Here is a 25099-nt window from a genome sequence, read left to right on the forward strand (position 1 = left end):
CGCATTCTTTATGACCCCTTATGTATAAAGGAAAATGTCATAAAATAATCACATGTGAATTCTTTCACAACTATGGTTTTTTCGGTATACTATTAGTAGAAGCTTTAATATTTCTGAAGGAGGTAGTTTTATGACTACTACTACTTTAACCCCTTGGAGAACTTTCCGCACGGGGAAATGGAAACAAAATGTTGATGTTAGAGACTTTATTATACGTAACTTCACTTGCTACGAAGGTGATGAACAATTTTTAGCTAAACCTACTCAAAACACATTGGATCTTTGGAAGCAAGTGACAGAACTTACTGCAAAAGAACGTGAAGCTGGCGGCGTATTAGATATGGATACAAAAATCCCTTCAACCATCACTTCACATGGCCCTGGATATCTTGATAAAGATAAAGAAACGATTGTCGGATTTCAAACAGATAAACCATTCAAACGCGGTTTAATGCCATTTGGTGGTATTCGCATGGCAAAAAACTCATGTGAAGCATATGGCTATGAACTAGATAAGGAAACAGAGCATATCTTTACAGAATATCGAAAAACGCATAACCAAGGAGTATTCGATGCTTATACCCCTGATATGCGAAAAGCACGTAAAGCTGGTATTATTACAGGCTTGCCTGATGCTTATGGTCGTGGGCGTATTATTGGTGACTATCGCCGTGTTGCCCTATATGGTGTGGATTTCTTAATTGAGAAAAAACAAGAAGAGCTTACGCTATTAGAAAATGATGGAATTATGTCAGAAGATATTATTAAACAGCGTGAAGAGCATATGGAACAAATAAGGGCATTACATGAATTAAAGCAAATGGCCGAAAGCTATGGTTATGACATTTCTAAACCAGCTACAAATGCACAAGAAGCTGTTCAATGGTTATATTTTGCTTATTTAGCTGCAATTAAAGAACAAAATGGCGCAGCAATGAGTTTAGGACGCGTATCTACTTTCCTAGATATCTATATGGAACGTGATCTAAAAGAAGGTATTCTAACAGAAGAACAAGCACAAGAACTAATTGATCATTTTGTTATGAAATTGCGTTTAGTGAAATTTGCCCGTACGCCAGAATATAATGAATTATTTAGCGGGGATCCTACTTGGGTAACAGAATCCATTGGTGGTGTAAGCTTACAAGGAGAGCCACTTGTTACGAAGAACTCATTCCGTTTCTTACACACATTAACCAACCTAGGACCTGCTCCAGAGCCAAACTTAACGATTCTTTGGTCAACAAAGTTACCAGAAGGCTTTAAAAAATATTGTGCGAAAATGTCTATTGAATCAAGTTCTATCCAATATGAAAATGATGATTTAATGCGTAAATATTACGGCGATGACTACGGTATTGCATGTTGTGTAAGCGCAATGGAAATCGGTAAACAAATGCAATTCTTCGGCGCACGTGCTAACTTAGCAAAAGCATTACTTTATGCTATTAACGGCGGCGTAGATGAAAAATTAAAAATGCAAGTAGCACCACCACTTCGTCCAATCACATCTGATGTATTAGATTTTGATGAAGTGATGGAAAGATATGACGTAATTTTAGATTGGTTAGCTAAGCTTTATATGAACACATTAAACGTCATTCATTACATGCATGATAAATATGCGTACGAACGCATTGAAATGGCATTACATGACAAAGACGTGCTTCGTACCATGGCAGGCGGCATTGCAGGACTAAGTGTAGTTGCCGATAGCTTAAGTGCCATTAAGCATGCAAAAGTTCATGTTATTCGTGATGAAGACGGCTTAGCAGTCGATTACCGTATTGAAGGTGATTTCCCTAAATATGGTAACAACGATGATGCAGTTGACTCTTTAGCTGTTGATGTTGTCAATAGATTTATGAATAAGTTCCGTCAACATGAAACATACCGAAATGCTGTGCCAACATTATCTATTTTAACCATTACTTCTAACGTTGTTTACGGTAAGAAAACTGGTAACACACCAGACGGACGTCGGGCTGGCGAACCATTTGCACCAGGTGCTAACCCACTTCATGGCCGTGACCAATCAGGTGCACTTGCATCTTTAAACAGTGTAGCTAAAATTCCATACGAAAATTCGATGGACGGTATTTCCAATACGACAAGCTTTGTTCCAAAAGCACTTGGTAAAACGGAGGATGAACGTACTAGCAACTTAGTATCAATACTTGATGGGTATGCAAGTAAAGAAGGACATCACCTAAACATTAACGTATTTGATCGCGAAACACTGGAAGATGCTATGGAGCATCCGGAATTATATCCACAATTAACGATTCGTGTAAGTGGATACGCAGTAAACTTTATCAAACTAACGAAAGAGCAACAGCTTGATGTTATTAACCGTACATTCCATAAAGGACTGTAAGGATACTAGTAAATTTATTTTGTCAGGAAGGGCGCTTACTCTGCCCTTCCGCTCTTAAAGAAGGGGGCTTTACCAATGATCGGAAGAATTCACTCGATAGAAACGTGCGGTACAGTAGACGGACCAGGATTACGTTATGTTATCTTTTTGCAAGGCTGTCTGCTTCGATGTCAATTTTGCCATAACCCTGACACATGGGACGTAAAAGGCGGGGTTGAAAAAAGTGTAGACGAAATCATTGCAGATCTACAAGACTACCTCCCATACATTAAAAATAGTGGAGGGCTTACGGTTAGTGGCGGAGAACCATTATTACAAATCGACTTTCTGTTAGAGCTGTTTAAAGAATGCAAGAAATTAGGTGTCCACACGGCAATTGATACATCAGCTGGATGTTTCCGAGAAAGCCCTACTTTTTTAAGGAAAGTGGATGAATTATTAAGCGTTACAGACCTTGTACTCCTAGATATCAAACATTTAGATAATGATTTACACAAACAACTTACAGGTATGCCAAATGCGCATATTCTAAAGTTTGCTAAATTATTAGCAGAGAAAAATACACCCGTTTGGATTCGTCGCGTACTCATTCCTGGAAGAACAAACGATCCAGAAGAATTAGCGGCACTAAATGAATTTATCTCGAACCTAGGCAATGTACAAAAAGTAGAAGTCCTCCCATACCATACAATGGGAGTTTATAAGTGGGAACATTTAAACCTAGAATATCCACTTACCGGTGTTGAACCACCTACAGAAGCAGAAGTGGCACGTGCCAAAGAAATACTATCTATTCCTACTGAATCGTAAGTTTAACTCGGGGGGTCAATAAGTAGACGACTAGTCCAACATCATATGGTCTAGTCGTCTTTTGTTTTTTTAACTTATATAGTGAATCTTCAATCCCACTAATTATTAGTACTGTAATGATATGACCTAAAAGCCTCTTACAAAATAGGGCATTTAGGTGCTGTTATCTCCTACTTAGACTTGTTTCAGTACAGCAGTACAGTATCCAACTCCTCTCAGACCGGGAGTCTTAAAGCACCTTATGTAAAAGACAAAGTCATTTTTCTTACATGGCTAAAACCTTGAATCTGCTACAGGAATTTTATCGTTTGGCTTAATAAGAGATGGATAGAAGTTAATAAAATGGGCCAACACTTATATCTTAAAGTGATGGCCTGTTTTCTTAGTCAACGTAAAACCCTATTCCATTTATAACAAGACTACATTTTTTCTGGAGCTGAGACCCCTATCACTCGTAATGCATTTGCCAATGTAATCTTCACAGCTTGCATCAAAGCAATACGTGCTTTTGTTCTTTCTGTGTGGTCCATATCCAATACTTTTTCTGCATTATAGAAGCTGTGTAATAACGAAGCTAGATCGAATACGTACTGTGTTACCTTATGCGGTGTTTGTTTGATAGCAGCATCCGCGATAACTTGAGGAAATGCAGCCAGCTTTTTGAGCAGATCGCTTTCTTTTTCTGTGGTTAAGAGAGAGACATCTGCTTTACTATCAACGGAAAATCCTTTTGCCTCTGCTTGCTTCAGCATCGTACAAATACGCGCATGTGCATATTGCACATAAAAAACAGGATTATCATTTGATTCTGAGCGAGCAAGGTCCATATCAAAATCAAGCTGCGAATCATTTGAACGCATAACAAAGTAATAACGAACAGCATCTACGCCAACTTCTTCCATCAGCTCACGAAGTGCTACGGCTTTTCCAGTACGTTTACTCATGCGTACCTTTTCACCATTTTCAAATAAATTAACCATTTGAATAATTTTTACGGCAAACTTTTCAACCGGATAACCTAGTGCCTGGATAGCTGCGCGCATCCGAGGAATATATCCGTGATGATCAGCCCCCCAAACATTGATAATTTGGTTAAACCCGCGATCAAGCTTGTTTTTATGATACGCTATATCAGGTGTTAAATACGTGTAGCTTCCATCTTGTTTGATTAATACACGATCCTTGTCATCACCAAATTCCGTAGATCGGAACCAGGTCGCCCCATCTTTCTCATATGTGTATGCAGCGATCTTTCCTAGAGTTTCAACAATTTTATTTTCCTTATAAAGGGAACGCTCTGAAAACCAAGAGTCGAAATGTACGCCAAATGCTTGTAAATCTTTCTTTATTTTACCTAATTCATAGCTTAATCCATACTCTTTAAAGAAAGCTAAGCGCTCTTCTCTATCTTTTTGCGCCCATTCATCTCCATATTCTTGACTTAACTGTTTGCCAATTTCTGCAATATCTTCTCCATGATAACCATCTTCAGGCAATGTTGCTTCTTGCCCCAACGCTTGCAAATAACGAGCTTCTACAGAGAGCGCTAAATTATCAATTTGATTGCCGGCATCATTAATATAATACTCTCGTTCAACCTGGTAGCCCGCAGCATCTAATACATTACAGAGCACGTCTCCAAAAGCAGCACCTCGAGCATGGCCTAAATGCAAATCGCCAGTCGGATTCACAGATACAAACTCCACTTGGACACGTTCATTGTTACCTGCTTGTGACCTTCCATAAGCCGATCCATCTTTCAAGATGTTTTGAACAATGGAACCAAGAAAATCCTCTTTCATAAAAAAATTAATAAAGCCTGGACCGGCGATCTCCACTTTTTCAACAGAAGCCTCTGCCTGATTAAAATGATTTACCATTTCCTCTGCTATTTGACGTGGGGCTTTTTTTGCCACCCTCGCTAGCTGCATAGCAATATTCGTTGCAAAGTCCCCGTGGTTTTTATCTTTCGGTTTCTCAAGCACCACTTCTGGCATTTCGTCTTCATTTGCAAGTCCTGCCTGCAGGACGGAATCCTTAATTTGATGTTTCAATGTTTCTTCCGTTTGTGCTAATAGGCTCATGCCATGTCCACCTCTTTCATAATTAAGTCGATCTTTTGCTGCCTTACTTGCTGTCCGTTTAGCTTGACATCATAAACAATTTGCAGGCTGCCATTCCTTGCTGGGGTTAAAGGCTCATAGACAATGGCTGTCGTAAAAGTTTCCATATGTAAATTGCCATAAGGATGCTTCAGTACATTTTCTGTCGCTTTATTAACATGGAATTGCTGATTCATGCTAAGATTACCAGAGCGTTTCAAACTCACTTTATCTGGTTGAATAGTGACCAGATTTTTCACAACAGACGCATCTTCTGCTACTTCCTCAAAAGTAAGAACGTCTATATTGCCCTTCTTGTAAAGAACTCCAGTTTGTTTACTTTTATAAGATTCCTTTTGTCCATCGTCATCAATGGTCGTATAAAGTTCAATCAATACAGATATTTTCTGTTTATTCGGCATATTAAATCCTCCATTTAAAGCTGTTACAGATGGAGATCTACTTCCTAAAATCGTTTGGAATAGTGTATTCTTGTGTATTCTATTATAACAAAGAATATTAATCAAGCGGAGGGAAGAAAGGGAAAAAAGGGAAGATTTTAATATACAATCGGACAAGCTTATTTTGTCTAATTTCTGTTGTCGAAATATAATATCGCTCTTTAGCTTAGTACTGTTCTTTATTTTCCCCGTAACCGCTATCGTGAAAATAAAACGAATACATAAGTAATATTTTTTAATATAGTGGTTTCTTTTTTAATCAACGAGGCAACATATTATTGTAGGTATTCATACGAAAGGGATATAATCATCACATATCATACAAAATGACCTACTCAGAGGAGGAACTATTTATGGATATCACACCAGGAAATAAAATTGTTTTAGTAGGCACAGGCGCTGTTGGAACAAGCTATGCTTACGCTTTAATGAACCAAGGTTTAAGTAATGAACTCGTTTTAGTGGATATAAATGAAGACAAGGCAAAAGGAGAAACGATGGATCTCAATCATGGAATCGTCTACGCTCCTAATGCGATGAATATTACACAAGGAACCTACGCCGATTGTAAAGACGCTGCTATCGTAGTTATTTGCGCAGGAGCGGCGCAAAAGGAAGGTGAAACAAGGTTGGATCTCGTCAATAAAAACGTTAAGATTTTTAAATCTATGGTCGAGTCGATTATGGATGCAGGATTTAACGGTATTTTTATTGTAGCCACGAACCCCGTTGACATTTTGTCCTATGCAACATGGAAATTCTCCCAGCTTCCAAAAGAAAGAGTCATTGGCTCTGGTACAGTATTAGATTCAGCAAGGTTCCGTTTCCTATTAGGTCAAAAATTCGCGACAGCTCCAGCCAGTGTGCATGGATATGTGATCGGTGAGCATGGTGATTCACAGCTTCCTGTATGGAGTAGAGCAAATATTTCTGGAACACCAATTGCAGGGAAACTATCGGATGAAGAAAAATCCCAGATTGCTAACCAAGTTCGTAACGCTGCATATGAGATCATTTCACTTAAAGGGGCTACTTACTATGCTATTGGTATGGGATTAGCAAGAATAACGAAAGCCATTTTAAATAACGAACATATTATCCTGCCAGTAGGTACATTATTAACTGGTGAGCTTGGGCATGATGATGTTTATATTGGGGTTCCATCCATTATTCATCGTGCAGGTGTAAAGGGCGTAGCCGAATTTTCTCTAGACAAAGCTGAACAAGAAAAATTTGCAGCCTCAGTAGCCATTCTAAAAGACATTCAAGCCAAAGCCTTATTCTAATTCCATATCAACACGTCCACCTATTTAGTTTGTAAACATTCTTACGTTTATTTGTCGTCTTGTTTTCCCATAATGATAATAACTGAACAAATTAAAGAGGGAAAGCATATATGAGCAAACAGAGAAACAGACGTAGTTTTCAATTCATCCTAATACTATCAGGAATATGCATCGCTTTCGTAATCGGTGTTTACGTCGTTAGCTTTCTTTTAGGTCCTCCACCATTAACGATGAATCAACAAACAACGCTATATACAAGCTCGGGAGAACCTTTTAGCGAAGTTGGCAATAAACAAACTGAAAAATGGGTCGAGCTTGATCAGGTTGCTGATGAAGCCATCCAGGCTACACTTGCTGTAGAAGATCGTCATTTTTACGATCATCGTGGGTTTGATGTGAAACGAATCTTCGGGGCGATGGTCGAAAATATAAAAACATTATCGCTTAAAGAAGGAGCGAGCACGCTAACACAGCAATATGCGCGAAATTTATATTTAACCCATGAAAAAACATGGTGGCGAAAAATAAAAGAGGCTTTTTTTACAGTGCGACTGGAAATGTTCTACTCCAAATCGGAAATTTTGGGGGGCTACTTAAATACGATTTATTATGGTCATGGAGCTTATGGCATTGAAGCTGCTAGTAAATATTTCTTTAACAAATCTGCTAGTGAACTCTCGCTAGCAGAAGCTGCCATGCTTGCAGGTATCCCAAAAGGTCCTACCTACTACTCCCCTTTTAATAACCAAGCGAAGGCGCAGCAACGCCAACAGCAAATCTTAAAAATCATGGAAAATCAAACGTTAATTACGAGCAGTGCGTACCAAACAGCGAAAAACGAGGTTTTACATTACCGAAAGACGGACGATAACAAAGAAATCCAAATAGGTAGCTATTTTCAGGATACAGCTATAAAAGAAGCAGCAAGCATTTTGGAACTAGATGCTGACGCAGTGCGCGGCGGCGGATACCACATTTACACTACCATGCAAAAGCAAGAGCAAACACAGTTAGAGGAACAGATTACAAACACCATTTCTAAGCAAAGTAAAATACAAGCGAGCGGTTTAGCAATAAACCCGAAAACAGGTGGGATCATTGCTATGGTAGGTGGGCGCAGTTATGCAGATAGCCCCTATAACCGAGCCACACAAGCAAAACGAATGCCAGGATCCACCTTTAAACCTTTTCTATACTACGCTGCCTTAGAACGTGGTTATAATGCTACTACGATGTTAATGAGTCAACCGACTACATTTAAATTAGATCAAGGAAATGTCTATAAACCGAGTAATTTTAATGACTATTATGCAAATAAACCCATTTCGTTAGCACAAGCATTGGCGCTTTCAGATAATATCTATGCAGTAAAAACGAACATGTTTGTTGGACCTGAAAATCTAGTAGAAACAGCGAGAGACTTTGGTTTTACAAGTGATCTGGCAGCTGTCCCGTCCTTAGCACTTGGTTCAGAAGTTGTATCTATAAAAGAAATGGTTCGTGGGTATAGCATGTTGGCAAACGGAGGAAAGCAACTGGACGTGCATACAGTTACTAAAATAGTCGATCAAGAAGGTGATACAATCTATAACCGATCCATAGAACCAGGCGAACAAATACTTGATCCGAAAAAGGCGTTTATTCTCTCGCATTTAATGACAGGGATGTTTGATGAGGAGTTGAATGGTTATATGCAAGTAACAGGGTCTACAATGGTTGACCAGCTTGACCGTACATACGCTGGCAAATCAGGATCTACCGATTCCGATAGTTGGATGATTGGCTTTAGCCCCTCCCTAGTCGCAGGTGTTTGGGTCGGCTACGATGACAATCGGACGATAGAAGTCGTTAAAGAAATGAGTTACGCAAAGGATATATGGGCAAATTTTATGACGTCTGTCCATCAGAAACAACCAAACGAGAGTTTCCCTATCCCTTCTGGAGTGGTTGGTGTTCCTGTAGATCCTGTTACTGGCCAACGAGCAACACCCTATTGTCCCACAAGCAGAGTTATGTTCTTTGAAAAAGGAAACGAGCCAGTATCCTATTGCAATGTCCATTTACCTGAAGATAAACCGAATAAAACCCCTACAGAAAAACCAAAGAAAACGATGATTGAAAAGCTATTTGATCTATTTGATTAGCATGAACAAAGGTGCAAGCGCCCGTTTAGCAACGTAGCGAATGGAACGAATCAACTAAAGATAAAGTGAACCTTCAATCAGCGGGGGGTTCTTCCATCCCCGCTGATTGTTAGTACCACCAGGGTATGACCTAAAGGCCCTTGAACGAATCGGGGATTTAGGTGCTGTTACCTCCCACTTCAACTTGTTTAGCTCACCGCTTCCATTCTTGAACTGGGAGTCTACAACGCCTTTTTACGGGATAAAGGAATCATGCCACTAAAACAGGGGTATGCCGACGTCTGGGCGGCAAGCCCGTTTTTAGTCGGCCTTCCTCTTAGCGACGAACCGATGAGGCCTTATCGGAGGGCACATTTCCAAGTCGTATCGTTGCTGGGCTCATGCGCCAACGTGGCTATTCGGTTATTTCGTTATCCCCAAGCACCTCATTTTATACTTGCTTATCTTTTTAGAAAAACTTGGCTTGTCGCCAAGTCTTATGGCGGAAGCCTTTGTTTTTCTTATACTATAAACCAAAAAATCTTATACTTTCCTATAGTGTAAAAAAAGAGGCCAAATCCAGTTGAACTGAATTCGGCCTCTTTTTTGTCCTAGTAATACATGAATAGCCCATGTAGACTATATTTTACAAACTTCCTTCATAAAGTACAAGGAAAAATCGAAATGTTCATAACAAAGTCACAAAATGTTCATAATTTATATTTTCACGAAAAGTTAACCAACTTATACCGACAATGCGGATTTCAATTCGTCTGTCGAGTTTTCCCACATATCTCGATCAAAGTCTACCAGAAAGTCCTTCAGCAGCTTCTTGGAATGATCGTCCATATGGTCGACAACAATCTTTCCCTTTAAGGATTGCTCCATATGCTTTACATGCTCAGGCATTGATTTATAGGCTCGTTTTATTGAACGATCCACACGCAGTTCACTACCAGCCACACCAGCAAAATAAGCCCCGTTTTCATTACGCGCTACATTAACCCAAACAATCCAGTATAATTTTCCATTTGGAACTTCGCTTTTATCTGAAAGATACTTTACCCGACGTTCAATATCACTTCTAGCATGCATCGCTGCCATATCAACATAAGCCTTATTTTCATTTGGATCTACAATGACAGACGACATATTCTCCAAGCTAATGGAGCCATAGCCATAACCGCCATGACCATCTGTTGAATCGTCTTTAATAATCGTAAATTTATTTTTGTTTGAAGACTGATCGGAATTCATTCCGAGACCCTCCTTCTCATTCATTATGGTTTTGATTGTAGCATAGTCCAAAACTGCTTCCCATGATTCTGCTTCTTTACAGTAAAGTGAAACGATGGAAAAGTACTTATTGGCGAATCTGGTCAATAAAGGAAATCGCTTCTTGAATTTCCTCTTCCGTATATTTTTGTTTCGGCTTCACTGTATGAACTTTAGTTATGGATTCTTCTAGTGACAAATCGTCAAAATACAACATCGTTGCGACTAATTCTAAAAATCGTGAGCTTTTTTCCTGCATCGCTGATACTTGAGAAGAAAAATCGGGCATATCCATTTTGAATTGCTCCAAAAAAGCTTGTCCATCTTCTGTAATTGAATAGCGATACTGATGATAATTACTTCTGTCTTCTTTTTCTTCTTTAATAAAACCTAAATTACAAAGCTCTTCTACCCGTAGCGTTAACTCCTCTGAATATGGCCCATAAAAATGAAATGCATACTTCTCCTCAAAGGGCATATGGCACTTTTGCAAAATATAAATCATTTTTTGCAGCTTTTTCCTACCTGTTACTTCATTCGCTACTGCAAAAAACTGCATTAGTTTCGCATGATTAGTTAACATGTTTTACCTCTCCCTGACCAATTAATATTTCTTTCATCCGTTGTTTCTTGCTTTTATCAGATACCTTTTCTAATAAATCATGTGGATAATATAGCTTGTGATCGGTTCGTTTTTTACCTGAAATAGCTTCAACGATATCCGATTGCCGGGATAATTCACGCAGTTCTCCATTTGGCATTAATAAGTGAATTGGTAACCGCTCTTCTTCTTCACCAGGACGGTAAAAATCATAAGGCAAATCAGAAGAAGAATCGACGACTAAATAATAATCCGGATCTATCTGTACCTCCGTAAACAGCCTATGCAGTTCCATCCATGCATTCATTTGTGAATTTGGATTAAACTCCACATATTTAAATAGTCTTCGATTCATAAATCGCTCACAGAGATCACGAAGAATCTTATCCTCTTCTTGCTGCCAAAGCTGGAAATAATACGATACAATTCCCTCATCCAATTTCAAATAATCCTCTAATTTCACTTTCCCTATAAAGAAAGATTCAAAATGCGTTGGCTGTAATTTAAACGTATATGCAGGATCTTCATATAATACTTTTGCTCGTTGCAATATTTTACAAAGAATCACTTCTGCACTTCGTGTAACCGGATGGAAATAAACTTGCCAATACATTTGATATCGACTCATAATATAATCCTCAACGGCATGCATTCCTGTCGCCTTAATCACAACTTGATCTTCCATTGGACGCATGACACGAAGAATTCTTTCCATATCAAAATGGCCGTAACTAACTCCTGTAAAGTAAGCATCTCGTTGTAAATAATCCATTCGATCTGCATCAATTTGGCTGGAAATTAAACTTACTACTAATTGATCCTGGTATGTCTTAGCTATCACATCGGCTACCTTCTGCGCAAAGCCCTTCTCTACTCGTTCTAAAATGGCATTCACTTCTGTATGCCCTAAAATGATTTGTTGTGTATAATGTTCATGATCCAGCTTAAATACCTTTTCAAAGGAATGGGAGAACGGCCCATGACCCAAATCATGTAATAAAGCTGCACATAAACAAAGAAGGCGCTCCTCTTTATTCCAATGTGGACGTCCTTCAAAGTTTGTCAGTATTCTTCGTACAATTTCATAAACGCCCAGTGAGTGATTAAAGCGACTATGCTCGGCTCCGTGAAAGGTTAAATTAGTAGTACCTAATTGCTTAATTCTTCGTAGTCTTTGAAATTCAGGGGTTGCAATTAAGTCCCAAATCACGCGATCTCTCACATGGACGTATCGATGTACCGGGTCTTTGAACACCTTTTCTTCGTGAAGTTGCTCATGCTTATATTCCATGTATTTTCATCCGTTTCTTTTCGACGATTTCTTTTTATTATATAATAGATAGGCTGAAGAAAAAAGGGTAAAAGTAAACATATGACGTGGGCGACTATTTCATTTCTTTGGTCATAACTATCACATTTCCTACTGACAAGCAGTAAACAGCCTCGGGTCAAATGCTTCAGATAAAGTGAAATTCATTTAGTATGTGAAACTTTACGATACATTGCATCGGGACAGTCTTAAGCGATGTGTTCCACTATAAAACATGATACGTTACTAGCGTATAAAGAAAGTCAGGTGCTTTATGGAAAACTGGAAAAACTTGATAGCCCAAACAACTTTTCGTTATATAGATCATTCAAGCACAAAGATATTTGATCAAGAAGCTTATACAGCCCTTCACTCATTTGCAATTGATGATGCCCTTGCATTATCAGTTAGTGACCAATTATCTCCACCAACCATGAGGCTATGGGTGCACTCTAATACAATTGTACTCGGAATTCCCGATGCAAAACTGCCTTATATCAACGAAGGTGTACAGCAATTACAGCAAGCTGGGTTTCACGTTGTTATTCGGAACTCTGGCGGACTTGCAGTTGCTTTAGATAATGGTGTATTAAATATTTCCCTTATTTTCCCTGATGTCAAAAAATTATCCATTCATGAAGGATATGAAGCGATGGTCAGCTTTGTCCAATACATGTTAAGAGATTTGACAGCTGATATTAAAGCCTATGAAATTGTTCACTCTTATTGTCCCGGGGATTATGATTTAAGTATTAACGGGAAAAAATTTGCTGGAATATCACAGCGTCGTGTAAAGGATGGAGCAGCGGTTCAAATCTATCTAGATGTGGAAGGAAATAGTTACAAACGAGCAAGCGTCATTAGAGACTTTTATATGACTAGCAAAAAAGGTGAACCAACCAAGTTTAGTTACCCAATGGTGGATCCAAACGTGATGAGCTCTTTATCAGAGTTGCTACAAACTCCCCTAACGGTAAAAGATATAAAGATAAGAGCGATGAACGCATTATTAGAGGTTTGTGAACATGTTATCGAGAAAGATTTTACGCAAACGGAATATGCTCATTATCGAAAACGGTTAGCACAGATGAAAAAGCGTAACGAACCAATTATTTTAGGGATAGAAGATAGTTAGAGATCCTTTCTGCATGACAAAACCTAAAAAGAGTTCATCTTCTCCTGCTACAGGCTAGTGGTAGCAAGGCACCCGTATTTTCACTAAGCTAAGCATCTGTTCTTCCATCAGGTCTTAACAATAGACAGATCCACCCCATTTTACATCTTATCTGCTCTCGGCCAAAGCTTTGCAACCAACGAACAAAGGCGCGGGGCGCCCGTTTAGCAACGTAGCGAATGGAACGAATCAACTAAAGATTTAGGAATCATGCCACTAAAACCAGGGGTATGCCGACGCCTGAGCGGCAAGCCCGTTTTTAGTCGGCCTTCCCCTTAGCGACGAACCGATGATGACTTATCGTAGGGCGATTCGTGAAGTCACCTAGTTGCTGGGCTCATGCGCCGGACGTGGCTAGTCGGTTATTTTCGTTATCCTCAAGCACCTAATTTTATACTTTTGTATGAAAAAGAACTCTATTTAGCACTCTCTAACTCATATATTTTAGACAGTATTTTAAGAATCTAAACATTATAAAGCAAAAGTTTTTCATGATAGATGGTGGCTCGCGCTCTAGGCGAGCCATGCTGGTTTCTTATCTTTTAAAATTAAATTCGCCCTTTATAGCCAAACTCGTGAAAGAGTTCACTATAAAGGGCATAAACCTTGCTTCGATTAAGCTTGTGCTGCTGTAATTAACGCTAAATTATAGACATCTTCAGCGTTACATCCGCGCGACAAATCATTTACGGGCTTATTTAAGCCTTGTAAAATCGGACCAACTGCTTCAAACCCACCTAAGCGTTGAGCAATTTTATAGCCAATATTCCCTGCTTCCAGACTTGGAAAAATAAATACATTAGCATCTCCTTGCAATACTGCGCCAGGAGCTTTTTTCTTAGCTACACTCGGTACAAACGCAGCATCAAATTGGAATTCACCATCAATAACTAGTGATGGATTCTTTTCTTTAGCAATATTCAGTGCTTCTACGACACGCTCTGTTTCTTCTGATTTCGCTGATCCCTTTGTAGAAAAGCTTAACATAGCAACACGTGGGTCTACATCAAATAGCTTCGCAGTATTTGCACTTTCGACTGCAATTTCTGCTAGATCTTGACTATCGGGTGCGATATTAATTGCACAATCTGCAAACACATATTTTTCATCGCCGCGAACCATGATAAATACACCTGATGTCTTTTTTACTCCTTCTTTTGTTTTAATGATTTGTAAAGCAGGTCTAACTGTGTCTGCTGTAGAATGGGTAGCTCCACTTACAAGACCGTCCGCCTGATTCATATAAACAAGCATCGTGCCAAAGTAGTTTTCATCTAAAAGTATTTTTTGCGCATCCTCTTTTGTCGCTTTCCCTTTACGACGTTCCACAAATGTTTCCACCATTAAATCAAATTCGGCAAACTCTTTCGGATCAATAATTTTACATGGTGAAACATCTACGCCTGCCTCTTGCGCTTTCTGCTTTATCTCGGCCTTATCACCAAGAAGAATTGGCACTAACACCTCAGAAGCAGCCAGTTGACTTGCAGCAGTCAATATACGTTCATCTGTCCCCTCTGGGAAGACAATAGATTTAGATTGGCTCGAAACTTTTTCTTGCATTTGTTTAAATAATTCACTCACTGTTGACAAACCTCCTAAATGGTTATACTTAAATAGTAGATGATTTTACAAGCAAATGAAAGTATTTCTCTTTTCTATCGCTTATTTTTTGACATTCTCATGACAATTATCAACCTAACTGCTTGTTAGGAGTCTATATCATGCTTAATATGCCTTATTTATGCTATAGTAAAGGCAGAATTGCATCATTTGTCATGTTTATCCATACATGTAGCTCGCAGGAAACCCTTTTCTTCCTCCCTCTACAAGGGGAATTTTAAGAAGATAAACGGAGAAGCAACTGCAAGTAAACGGTGCGAAGGCCTTTAGGTAGTAAACATCAGTGGGGATAAAGAAAACTCTCCCTGATGGAAGATTTTCTTTATGTATTACCGCTCAAGAAGAAATATACGATATAAGCTTGCTTCGTTTGCTTTTTGAGTAAGTTCTTAATGATTTCATAAATAAAGGGGAGATTATAATGGTAGAAGCAGTAGAAACGATGGATGGCTGGTATAGCCTGCACGATTTCCGAACAGTAGATTGGAACTCATGGAAATTGGTCAGTGAAGAAGAACGACAAGAAGCTATTGCTAGCTTACAGCAAATGATTACTCAATGGGAAGAAGTGGAATTAGCTAAAAATGGCAGCCATGCACTATATAATATTGTTGGACAAAAAGCTGATTTGATGTTTATGTTCCTGCGTCCAACTACTAACGAATTAGCAGCGATTGAAAATGAACTGAATAAATCAAAAATGGGTGAATTCTTAATTCCTGCTCATTCTTATTTTTCTGTAGTTGAATTATCAAAATATCGCCCTTATAAAGAAGAACACCCCGAATTAATTCCAGAAGTTGCAGAACGACTCAAACCGATTCTTCCTAAATGGGAGCATGTCTGTTTTTATCCTATGGATCGACGCCGTCACGGTGAAGAAAACTGGTATACATTAGAAAAAGATGTACGCGGCAAATTGTTGTATGAACATAGTATGACCGGCCGCAAATATGCAGGAAAGGTTTCCCAAATCATTACTGGTTCCATTGGACTCGATGATTGGGAATGGGGCGTTACATTATTCGCTCATGATCCTCTACAATTCAAAAAAATTGTATATGAAATGCGATTCGATGAGGTTAGCTCTAAATACGGAGAGTTTGGAGAATTCTTTGTCGGTAACCATCTTGCCAACAAAGATATTGTACCTTTTTTTGAAATATAGTTAATTTGGATATGATAACCTATTGGTAACTAAGAAACGCCCTGTTATGTGATGATTTATCACATAACAGAGCGTTTCTCTTTAGCAAATATGAGAATAATAGGGTTTCATAGCGCGGAGTAGTGTGAAACGGAGATCGTCTTCTAATAACAGGCATGAGCCAACTTTCATTAAGATATTTCATTCGTACTTTCTTCTCTGTTCCTCCAATTAATAACCAACCCACTTCACTGTTAAATAAAGTGAATCTTCAATCATTGAAGTTTTCATTTATCCCCCACTCATTGTTAGTAGCCCAAGGGGTATGACCTACAGGACGCTTACGAAATAAAGCATTTAAGCGCTGTTATCTACCACCTAGACTTGTTGCAGCACAGATACCCAATTCCTGAAGTGGGAGTATTACAGCACCTTATATACGGGATAAAACTTCCAATTACTTTCATTGTACGTTATTTATCTTTAAAAATGAAGCATGAATACTTAGCTCTACTATCTTCACATCCGCAGAGGGCCTCTATGCATACATTAGTAAAGCAAGCAGGAAAAGAAAGAAAAGAGGTTATATTATGATGAAAAAAGACAGATCCATCACCAGCTTTCTTCTGAACAGCATTTATATGAAATTCCAACTCCAACATTGGTTTGAAGAAAATAAACAAACACATCCATATCCTATGTATCCGAATGATGGTAAAACCCCACGCTATGAAGAAATACCTTCAAGTAACCCTGAAGCAACGTCAGTTAATTCATCCTGGTCAAGAAGAATTCATGGTATCTAAACTATTATTGAGAACACCCCAATTATCAAAGAAGGGGAAAATGTTGCAATTGCTTACTTGAACGAGCACAACGATGCCACCCCAAACAAGCCGACGAATAGAAGCACATGGTCAATCTTGCCAGCTACTCCTAGAGGTGAGAAACAACAATGCAAGCGATCGTAGAGAAGACGACCAATACGTTCGGTCAAATAGATATACTTTGCAATAATGTGGGGATACAATTTCAGCAAAATGAACTGCTCAGTATTACTGTCGAACAATTTGACCACACCTTTAAAGTAATATTTGTTTGCATTTTTATACAACAAAAGCAGCCCTGCCGTACTTAACAGCAGGCAGCTCTATTATTGGTACTATATATCAGTCGTTACGTATTCAGGTGAATCATTATTAATCGACTATTCAGCAACCAAAGGAACGATCGTCGGATGAACCAAACTATTGACAAAAAGCCTGATTGAACGAGGAATTCGCGTCAAAGCTGTAGCTCCCAGGAAAATTTGGACACCATTAATTCCAGCAAGTTTTTCTGCAGATTTAAATGCATTACATGGATCCAGCTTATATCAACGCATAGGACAGCCATTCGAACTTGCACCAACATATGTTACTTTGCATCTGATGATTCACGATTTGTTACTGGCCAAGTTTTACATGTTGATGCAGGAGAATCGGTACACTCCTAATTCTGATACTAAAACTAGTTTAAAAACGGAAGCCAATTTTAATTTAGGCAAAAAGTTTTTTGGAAAATTTTTCTGCCTAAATTTTTTATTACACATATTCCTAACCAGTTTTTCATACATATACTAATACAACCAGATTAGACGGAAATGAGGAATGCAAATGGCGCTTGTAGCACATACGGAGAAAGATATAGAGTTATTAGCAAGACTAATGCGAGCAGAAGCAGAAGGTGATGGTCAATTAGGGATGTTAATGGTTGGAAATACCGGAATTAACCGAGTGATTGCTAATTGTCTAGATTTTATTGGAATAACAACAATTAGCGATATGGTATTTCAAAGCCCAGGGGGGTTTGAAGCAACCCAAAAAGGTTATTTTTATCAGCGAGCAAGAGAACAGGAGAAGCGCTTAGCGCGTAGAGTTATTCAAGGTGAACGACAACACCCTGCCACAAATTCCTTATGGTTTTTTGAGCCTGAAGGAAGCTGCCCTGCTCAATGGTATGGACAGTGGAATGTAGGACGCTATAAATCACATTGCTTTTATAATCCATTAGCGTCAGAGTGTCCTAACGTTTATCGATGAATAAATTAACAAATAAAAAGGAGGTTTTTTTTATGAGTGACAATCAAAATAGTCGTCAGCATATAAGCTCGTACCAGCCATATCCTTACTATTATTATCCAGCAGCTTCATCTGCTTATTATCCCATGTACCCGATGCGGCAGCAGCCAACCAATCAACCTTATCAACAATCACAAACACAACCTTACCCACCTGCAGCAGGTAGTACAATTCAGAACCAACCCATGCTGCCTGAGCAACAATCCTACATTGAAAACATATTACGATTAAACCGCGGCAAAGAAGCAACTGTCTATATGACGTTTGAAAATAATGAACAGTGGAATGCTAAAGTTTTTCGTGGAATTATTGAAGCAGCAGGTCGGGACCATATTGTACTTAGCGATCCTCAAACAGGAAAGAGATACTTATTACTTATGGTATACCTTGATTATATTGTCTTTGATGAGGAACTAAATTATGCTTATCCTTTTGATAATACTTCCTATTCACCACGATAAGTCCTTTCATTTTCAGCATTAAATAATGGTGATGATAACCTGAAAAGCGCATATGCTCGTTTCGTAGAGACACCTATGGGTATCATTTTATCCCACATGTAGCCGGCAATAAGATCTGCTCTTATACCAAAGTAAATGTAGGAGGATAAGTACTAGAGTCTAACTGCAAGTCAACAGCTCTGTTTATTTAGAATCATTAGGAACCGAAAGAAACCCCCATCGATTGAAGATTCACTTTAGGAACGAGAACTAAATAAAGGGATGACACATAATTCCTTTGTGTCATCCCTTGTTTTTCATCTGATATAGCATTAAAGTAAGCAAAAAGAGAGGCGAATATAATGAAACACCCTTATGAAAAATTCATTCTAGTTGAGCTAATATCATTGGGTGCTGCAATTCCTTTTGCAATATTTGCTTTAATTAAAGGCTACACTATTGTTGTTATTATATGCCTATTTTTGCTTGCAACCAGTCTTATTTGTGATAGCTTAATCCAATGGAACCTGTACCAATCGCTTTCTTCACATGTAATAAAACAGGCAGGGCGCGCACTACTGCTTGCTATATTCGCTATTTTTTTCCTGTTCCATCTATAAACATGAATTTGTGTTCCAAAAGGAATCTAAGCCCTGAAGTTAGGCAGAGTCCGAGATCAGACGTCATTTTCCAAAACGTATCTATGAAAAGCTATTTTAAACATGCTTCACAATAAATGATCCTAAAAGTATCCAGCCTATTAAAAATGCCACCCCTCCAAGAGGAGTAATCATGGCAAAGGTTTTAACCGCTGTTGTAGAGTAAATATAAAGGCTGCCAGAAAACAATAAAATTCCAATAAAGAACATCCACCCTGCCCATATTACACCAACACTATGTATCTTCATCATTAATAAACCAGTTACAAATAATGCCATGGTATGAAACATCTGATAGTTTACTGCTTTTTCCCAGGTAGCAATAGCACTCTTCGAAATCTTCCCCTCTAAACCGTGTGCACCAAATGCCCCTAAAGCAACTGCCAAAAACCCGTTAATAGCACCTAACAGTAAAAATAATTTCATGCTCTCCCTCTTTTCTCATGAAGTGCTTTTGTAGAAATAAGCGGACCTATTACTGTGATTTATCCTAAAAATCAAATAGTGAATCACCATTTGCTTCTTCATGATCTATTTTAGATTGCTGTCTAGATTCCTGCTGCTTGATTTTTTCCGCACCTTTTTCTCCAAGCATCATTTTCATTTCTGCCATAGATATTTGGTTCTTATCTTGCATTTCCGCGACTGCTTTTGATGGCTCATTAAGAAGCAAATCACATAATAAACGTATATGACGAACATGCTGATGCAAGATCGCCTCGTTTTCGGCATTGCTTTTTGCTGCATGCAATTCCTCTAGCATTTTTTTAATGACGGTCGTATTTGTTACAGCCACTACACTTGCTCCTAACTTTGAAGTATATATTTCTATTATAAAAGGAGTTTACATTAAAAACAAACCAACTTGCTCCGAAGCAACAGAACGTTTTTTACGATGCTGACAATGGTGAACTTCGGCGATTTTACTGTAAACTCAAGCGAATTCGGTGTGAACTTCGGCGATTTTCTATTTCTTACTTATTAAAAATAGAATAGAAGCTACATAAGCAAAAGAGAAATTGGTCATCAACAGTCCATTTTCATGACGCATGCGTTATGCACTTCTTTGTTTGTTAGGAAAAGTCCATCCCCCCACCTATATTAGAGTGAAAATAAAAAGTCCTGGTACTTGGCAGGACTTGTTTCTTTTCATTCCTATTTTTCACCCTATCAACTCGAACTAATAGCTTATCTTTTTATTATGCATTTAGCATTTTCTTGGGTTTTTCCTCCAAATAACGATTATACACCCATTGCAAAAACAATATTTCATTATCAAGCAGTTGCCTACCTAACCTACTTTCTGTATTCTTACATAACTGTAAAAAGGTTACCATACGATCGAGAATCCCCCTATCGAGCTGATATTTCCTTCCATTGTAACGTGCTTTTAGTAGAAGCGCAATAACTTTTTAGTTAATAGGCAGAATTTACAGATAACTACCTAATTTGACATATTAGATTCTCGCTAAACCGACATTATTTTTATACTAAATACGGCAAATAGACAATAAGTATAATAAACACCCATATGCCGTCCACAAAATGCCAGTAGTACGAAAAAATGGTTTGTTTTTCTTTATATAAGGAGTACGACACGTTAGGTCGAACATAATGAATAAATAAAACAATCATCCAACCGATACCAAAAGCAACATGCACTGCATGCAACCCTACAAGAACATAAAAAGAAGATAAGAAAACACTCGTACTTAATCCATAGCCCTCTTGCACAAAAGTATAAAATTCATAGCTTTCTAAGCCTAGAAAAACAATGGCGAGACCTAAAGTTAGTCCAAGGCTTAATAACGTTTTCTTGCCCCTCCTTGCTTGTATCCCTTTTTCGGCTACATATAATGTCACACTGCTGGATAGGAGGAATAAGGAAGAGAGCAATACCATTTTCGCTTGAAATACATCGGAAGGGTATGGACCACTTCCTGCAGGAGTAAAAATCATATACGTGGCAAACAAAACAGCAAACATTACTGCTTCCACACCTAAATAGATAAAGAAGCCTACTTTTTTATCTTGAAATAATTCTGTTTCCTGTTTACGCATGACCATCACTCTTTCCATAAAAATCTTCTCGTTCATCTGTCATTGAACGTAAAACAAGCAATGCAAACAGCACGACGCCTCCTAGGATGGCTAACCAATACCAACGAAATGTTAACCCAGTACTAACAATGAATAAGCTCATCGCTATACAAAATGGTTGGATGGAATCACGTTCTAACGGCTTCACTCGTACGTTTGTCGTTGTCGGAAGTGATTTATTCTTTACTTTTGCATACCAATATGCATCCATACTATGAATCACTGGCATTGGTTCAAAAGTGTACTCTGGAGCTGGTGAAGAGACCGTCCACTCCAGCGTTCTCCCATCCCAAGGATCACTTGAAACCTGCTCTTTCTTTTTATGGGTTTTATATACATTCCAAATCATAAACAGCATGCTGATCCCCATTAGAAATGCTCCAACTGTACTTATTGCATTTAATATGAAAATACCGTCTGCTTCACTGTACGTATATACACGTCGCGGCATACCTTCTAGCCCGGTAATATGCATTGGGAAAAATGTGATATGATATCCGATCAAAAATGTCCAAAAATGCCATTTACCTAATTTTTCATCCAGCATATAGCCAGTTATTTTAGGATACCAATAATATAATCCGGCAAATACACCAAGGATGGTAGAGGCAATAATGACATAATGAAAATGAGCAACGACAAAATGAGTATCATGAAATTGAAAATCTGCTGCTGATAAAGATAACATGACCCCTGTAACACCACCAATAACAAAAGAGGGTATAAACCCTAACGCAAATAGCATTGGTGTTGTGAAATGAATAACGCCGCCACGCATCGTAAATAACCAGTTAAATACTTTAATCCCGGTAGGAATTGCAATTGCCATGGTAGTGATAGCAAAAAAGGTGTTCACTACTGGACCAAGCCCGACCGTAAACATATGATGTACCCAAACCATAAAGCCTAAAAAACCAATAAGTCCAATGGAAGCGACCATTGTTCCATATCCAAAAATACGTTTTTTAGAGAAAGTGGAAATGATATCTGAAAAAATACCAAACGCAGGTAATGCTAAAATATACACTTCCGGGTGACCAAATATCCAAAATAGATGCTGCCAAAAAACAGGGTCTCCTTCATTCCCGGAGAAAAACCCAGTGCCAAAAAGTCGGTCAAACATCAATAAGTATAAAGCAATCGCCAGCACCGTAAATGCAATTAAGATGAGAAAAGACGTAATTAACGACGCCCAAGCGAACAACGGCATACGTGTATAAGACATACCTGGTGCACGGTGACGTATGATCGTGACAATTAGATTTAACGCTGTGAATATGGTTCCTAAACCAGATATTTGTAAACCAAACACGTAAAATTCCGTTCCGGCGCCTGGCGTAAATTCGGCTCTTGATAACGGAGCATAGCCTGTCCATCCTACTTCTGGCGTCAGATTAATAAAGAAAGCGATATTAAAAAATAATGAACCAGCGAAAAACAACCAAAAACCTAATGCATTTAGGAACGGAAAAGCTAAATCTCTAGCTCCAATTTGTAATGGTACCGCAATATTCATTAAGCCAAGCAGCAATGGCATTGCTACAAAGAATATCATCAACGTCCCGTGTGTTGTAAACAATTCGTTATATTTTTCCCCTTGAAAAACCCAAAAATCATTGTTGGGAACTGCAAGCTGTGTACGAATAAGTAAAGCATCCACACCGGCGCGAAAGAAATAAATAATTCCAAAAAGCAAATAGAGTATACCTATTTTACGATGATTGGTTGTTTTCATATAATCCCAAACAACCCCTAACTTTCGCTTTTTAATAATGATATAGCCAGCCACTATACCGATGAGGATTACGGACACCCAAGCAGCTATAATATCTGTTGGTATTACCAGTTTATACCCAAACACGGACAGCTTCATGATGTCATCACCTTTCATTTCTTCTATTATTGATGGAGATATTGCGCATATGCCTGTTTAGATACAACTTCAACCTTAAACGTCATATCTGCATGACCTAGACCGCAATATTCCGCACATTTTCCTTGATACGTACCTCTTTGTGGATGTTTGATTTCATACGTCAATTCTTTTCCAGGCATGACATCCACTTTTCCACCTAATTCCGGCACCCAAAAGGAATGGATAACATCCTCGGATCTTAAATTCAAGATGATCGACTCACCTTCTGGAATAACTAACTTGTCCATTTCTTCTTTTCCATTTTTATGACGAAACATCCAATTAAACTGTTTGCCCGTTACATCAATCGCAACCCCTGTATCATCACTTTCTTTCGTCCATTCTGGCGATTGGTCATATGTAATCGCTAGTGTAGGGACAGCCAAAATAATTAACAATAAAACCGGGATGATTATCCAGGTTATTTCCAATTTGATATTCCCTTTTACATCTTTTGGCAAATCATGTTTTCTGCTATCAGTATAACGATATTTCCATACAAAACGAGCAAATAAAATAAATACTGTAACGACAACAATCATCATGATCCAGAAGCTAAACGTAATTAAAAACGCCTGTTCACTTGCTGTTTCACTCTTTGGTTCAAGCACAGTAATGTTACATCCTGTCAAAAGCAGCAATAGTGGTAACAAAAATATTTTTTTCATCGCTCTCACCTTTTCCTAATTGTTTAGCAGGAGGTGGTTTGCATCATCCGTAAGCGTTACCGCATCACCTTCTAAGCCCCCTAACCGAGTAACGTGTTTGCTAATCTGTCCATACACTCCTGAAACGCTAAACTATGAAGTCACTTTCACAACAACCAATTAATATTTTCATAACATTGATTGTTTTCCCTACGTAGATCATAAATTAAACATTATTCTGTACTTCATTTTTAAATTACGGCACGTATAATGGTTCTACTAGATTGACTACTCTCACTAAGACCCCTATGGAAGAACAAAGGCGTAGGGCGCCCGTTTAGCAACGTAGCGAATGGAACGAATCAACTAAAGATAAAGGAATCATGCCACTAAAAACAGGGGTATGCCGACGTCGGGCGGCAAGCCGTTTTTAGTCGGCCTTCCTCTTTGCGACGAACCGATGAGGACTTATTTGTAGGGCGCATTTCTATAGTCACATCGTTGCTGGGCTCATGCGCCGGACGTGGCTAGCCGGTTATTTCGTTATCCCCAAACACCACATTTTATAGTTTCCTTTACAACAAAAAAGAGAGCAAATCAACATATGATTTGCTCTCACTTAGTATTATTTTTCTGCTAATTTATTTTCCAGCTCTGTTATTCGATTACGAAGTTCTTCTACTTCTTCTTTTGTTGCTAATCCGATATCATTAGCAAGTTTTTGCGTTTGCTCCTGTTGTCGGGTTTGCCAATCCTCTTTCTTTGCTTCTCCCTTATCGACAAACTGCTGCAATAAAGTTTTCGCCTGTTCTTGTGTAAGTTCATTTTTCTCTACTAATTGTTTTATTTTAGTTTCAAATTTCTCCTTACTAGTTACTGCTGCACCTAATCCAAGTAAAAACCCTCTTCTTAATAAGTCATTCATAAGAT

Annotated in this window: 22 protein-coding genes and 1 pseudogene; 10 read left to right on the plus strand and 13 right to left on the minus strand. The window is 38.5% G+C overall.

Annotated elements, in window-relative coordinates:
- Positions 1 to 130 precede the first annotated feature (130 nt).
- Together pflB and pflA are read left to right on the plus strand one after the other, a co-directional pair.
- Complete coding sequence (gene pflB / locus KBP50_RS19960) at positions 131 to 2377, plus strand: formate C-acetyltransferase (RefSeq protein WP_050350939.1); 2247 nt, start codon at positions 131 to 133, stop codon at positions 2375 to 2377.
- 75 nt (positions 2378 to 2452) lie between these two features.
- Positions 2453 to 3187 (plus strand): pyruvate formate-lyase-activating protein, encoded by a 735-nt coding sequence (gene pflA, locus KBP50_RS19965; protein ID WP_050350938.1) that lies wholly within the window; start codon positions 2453 to 2455, stop codon positions 3185 to 3187.
- Between the two features lie 419 nt (positions 3188 to 3606).
- Here pflA and argS read toward each other — a convergent pair whose 3' ends face one another.
- Together argS and KBP50_RS19975 are read right to left on the minus strand one after the other, a co-directional pair.
- Positions 3607 to 5271 (minus strand): arginine--tRNA ligase, encoded by a 1665-nt coding sequence (gene argS / locus KBP50_RS19970; protein ID WP_050350937.1) that lies wholly within the window; start codon positions 5269 to 5271, stop codon positions 3607 to 3609.
- A complete protein-coding gene (locus KBP50_RS19975; protein WP_050350936.1) occupies positions 5268 to 5711 on the minus strand; it encodes a YwiB family protein in 444 nt (147 codons plus the stop codon). The genes argS and KBP50_RS19975 overlap by 4 nt, the downstream gene beginning before the upstream one ends.
- Positions 5712 to 6103: 392 nt before the next feature.
- Here KBP50_RS19975 and KBP50_RS19980 point away from each other — a divergent pair, with 392 nt between their 5' ends.
- Entirely contained in the window at positions 6104 to 7036 is a 933-nt protein-coding gene (locus tag KBP50_RS19980; protein WP_050350935.1) for an L-lactate dehydrogenase, read from the plus strand.
- 110 nt (positions 7037 to 7146) lie between these two features.
- Positions 7147 to 9180 carry a transglycosylase domain-containing protein gene (locus KBP50_RS19985; RefSeq protein ID WP_050350934.1) on the plus strand — a complete coding sequence of 678 codons (2034 nt, stop codon included), beginning with the start codon at positions 7147 to 7149 and terminating at the stop codon, positions 9178 to 9180.
- 723 nt (positions 9181 to 9903) lie between these two features.
- On the opposite strand, the gene KBP50_RS19990 is transcribed toward KBP50_RS19985, so the two are convergent.
- The 3 genes from KBP50_RS19990 to KBP50_RS20000 form a co-directional block, all read right to left on the minus strand.
- A complete protein-coding gene (locus tag KBP50_RS19990; protein WP_050350933.1) occupies positions 9904 to 10416 on the minus strand; it encodes a YwhD family protein in 513 nt (170 codons plus the stop codon).
- A 106-nt stretch (positions 10417 to 10522) separates the two neighbouring features.
- Positions 10523 to 11017 (minus strand): YwgA family protein, encoded by a 495-nt coding sequence (locus KBP50_RS19995; RefSeq protein WP_050350932.1) that lies wholly within the window; start codon positions 11015 to 11017, stop codon positions 10523 to 10525.
- Positions 11007 to 12326, minus strand: a complete 1320-nt coding sequence (locus KBP50_RS20000) for an HD domain-containing protein (protein ID WP_050350931.1) — start codon at positions 12324 to 12326, stop codon at positions 11007 to 11009. Before KBP50_RS20000 ends, KBP50_RS19995 begins: the two co-directional genes overlap by 11 nt.
- 292 nt (positions 12327 to 12618) lie before the next feature.
- Here KBP50_RS20000 and KBP50_RS20005 point away from each other — a divergent pair, with 292 nt between their 5' ends.
- On the plus strand, positions 12619 to 13479 hold the full coding sequence (locus tag KBP50_RS20005) for a lipoate--protein ligase family protein (RefSeq protein WP_050350930.1): 861 nt from the start codon (positions 12619 to 12621) through the stop codon (positions 13477 to 13479).
- A 654-nt stretch (positions 13480 to 14133) separates the two neighbouring features.
- Here KBP50_RS20005 and pta read toward each other — a convergent pair.
- A complete protein-coding gene (gene pta, locus KBP50_RS20010; protein ID WP_072741358.1) occupies positions 14134 to 15102 on the minus strand; it encodes a phosphate acetyltransferase in 969 nt (322 codons plus the stop codon).
- A 460-nt stretch (positions 15103 to 15562) separates the two neighbouring features.
- Here pta and hemQ point away from each other — a divergent pair, with 460 nt between their 5' ends.
- From hemQ to KBP50_RS20035, 5 genes and pseudogenes are all read left to right on the plus strand, one after another.
- Positions 15563 to 16309, plus strand: a complete 747-nt coding sequence (hemQ, locus tag KBP50_RS20015) for a hydrogen peroxide-dependent heme synthase (protein ID WP_170875221.1) — start codon at positions 15563 to 15565, stop codon at positions 16307 to 16309.
- A gap of 620 nt (positions 16310 to 16929) precedes the next feature.
- Positions 16930 to 17783 (plus strand): annotated as a pseudogene (locus tag KBP50_RS22850) (SDR family oxidoreductase).
- A 160-nt stretch (positions 17784 to 17943) separates the two neighbouring features.
- Positions 17944 to 18369, plus strand: coding sequence for a cell wall hydrolase (locus KBP50_RS20025; RefSeq protein WP_050350928.1), 426 nt, complete (start codon positions 17944 to 17946; stop codon positions 18367 to 18369).
- A 32-nt stretch (positions 18370 to 18401) separates the two neighbouring features.
- A complete protein-coding gene (gene gerQ / locus KBP50_RS20030; RefSeq protein WP_050350927.1) occupies positions 18402 to 18869 on the plus strand; it encodes a spore coat protein GerQ in 468 nt (155 codons plus the stop codon).
- Between the two features lie 341 nt (positions 18870 to 19210).
- Positions 19211 to 19468, plus strand: coding sequence for a hypothetical protein (locus KBP50_RS20035; protein WP_050350926.1), 258 nt, complete (start codon positions 19211 to 19213; stop codon positions 19466 to 19468).
- 96 nt (positions 19469 to 19564) lie between these two features.
- Here the strand turns inward: KBP50_RS20035 and KBP50_RS20040 are convergent, their stop codons facing one another.
- From KBP50_RS20040 to KBP50_RS20070, 7 genes are all read right to left on the minus strand, one after another.
- Positions 19565 to 19933 carry a DUF423 domain-containing protein gene (locus KBP50_RS20040; RefSeq protein ID WP_050350925.1) on the minus strand — a complete coding sequence of 123 codons (369 nt, stop codon included), beginning with the start codon at positions 19931 to 19933 and terminating at the stop codon, positions 19565 to 19567.
- A gap of 64 nt (positions 19934 to 19997) precedes the next feature.
- On the minus strand, positions 19998 to 20303 hold the full coding sequence (locus tag KBP50_RS20045) for a YwdI family protein (RefSeq protein WP_050350924.1): 306 nt from the start codon (positions 20301 to 20303) through the stop codon (positions 19998 to 20000).
- Positions 20304 to 20706: 403 nt separating this feature from the next.
- Positions 20707 to 20844, minus strand: coding sequence for a hypothetical protein (locus tag KBP50_RS20050; RefSeq protein ID WP_156875302.1), 138 nt, complete (start codon positions 20842 to 20844; stop codon positions 20707 to 20709).
- Positions 20845 to 20992: 148 nt separating this feature from the next.
- Positions 20993 to 21604: a cytochrome c oxidase subunit 3 gene (locus KBP50_RS20055; protein ID WP_244969441.1), complete on the minus strand. Its 612-nt coding sequence runs from the start codon at positions 21602 to 21604 to the stop codon at positions 20993 to 20995.
- Complete coding sequence (ctaD, locus tag KBP50_RS20060; RefSeq protein ID WP_050350922.1) at positions 21561 to 23480, minus strand: cytochrome c oxidase subunit I; 1920 nt, start codon at positions 23478 to 23480, stop codon at positions 21561 to 21563. The genes KBP50_RS20055 and ctaD overlap by 44 nt, the downstream gene beginning before the upstream one ends.
- A gap of 26 nt (positions 23481 to 23506) precedes the next feature.
- Positions 23507 to 24190 (minus strand): cytochrome c oxidase subunit II, encoded by a 684-nt coding sequence (gene coxB / locus KBP50_RS20065; protein ID WP_050350921.1) that lies wholly within the window; start codon positions 24188 to 24190, stop codon positions 23507 to 23509.
- A gap of 604 nt (positions 24191 to 24794) precedes the next feature.
- Positions 24795 to 25094 carry a phasin family protein gene (locus KBP50_RS20070; protein ID WP_050350920.1) on the minus strand — a complete coding sequence of 100 codons (300 nt, stop codon included), beginning with the start codon at positions 25092 to 25094 and terminating at the stop codon, positions 24795 to 24797.
- Positions 25095 to 25099 lie beyond the last annotated feature (5 nt).

Source organism: Virgibacillus pantothenticus, assembly GCF_018075365.1.
Taxonomy (GTDB): Bacteria; Bacillota; Bacilli; order Bacillales; family Amphibacillaceae; genus Virgibacillus; species Virgibacillus pantothenticus.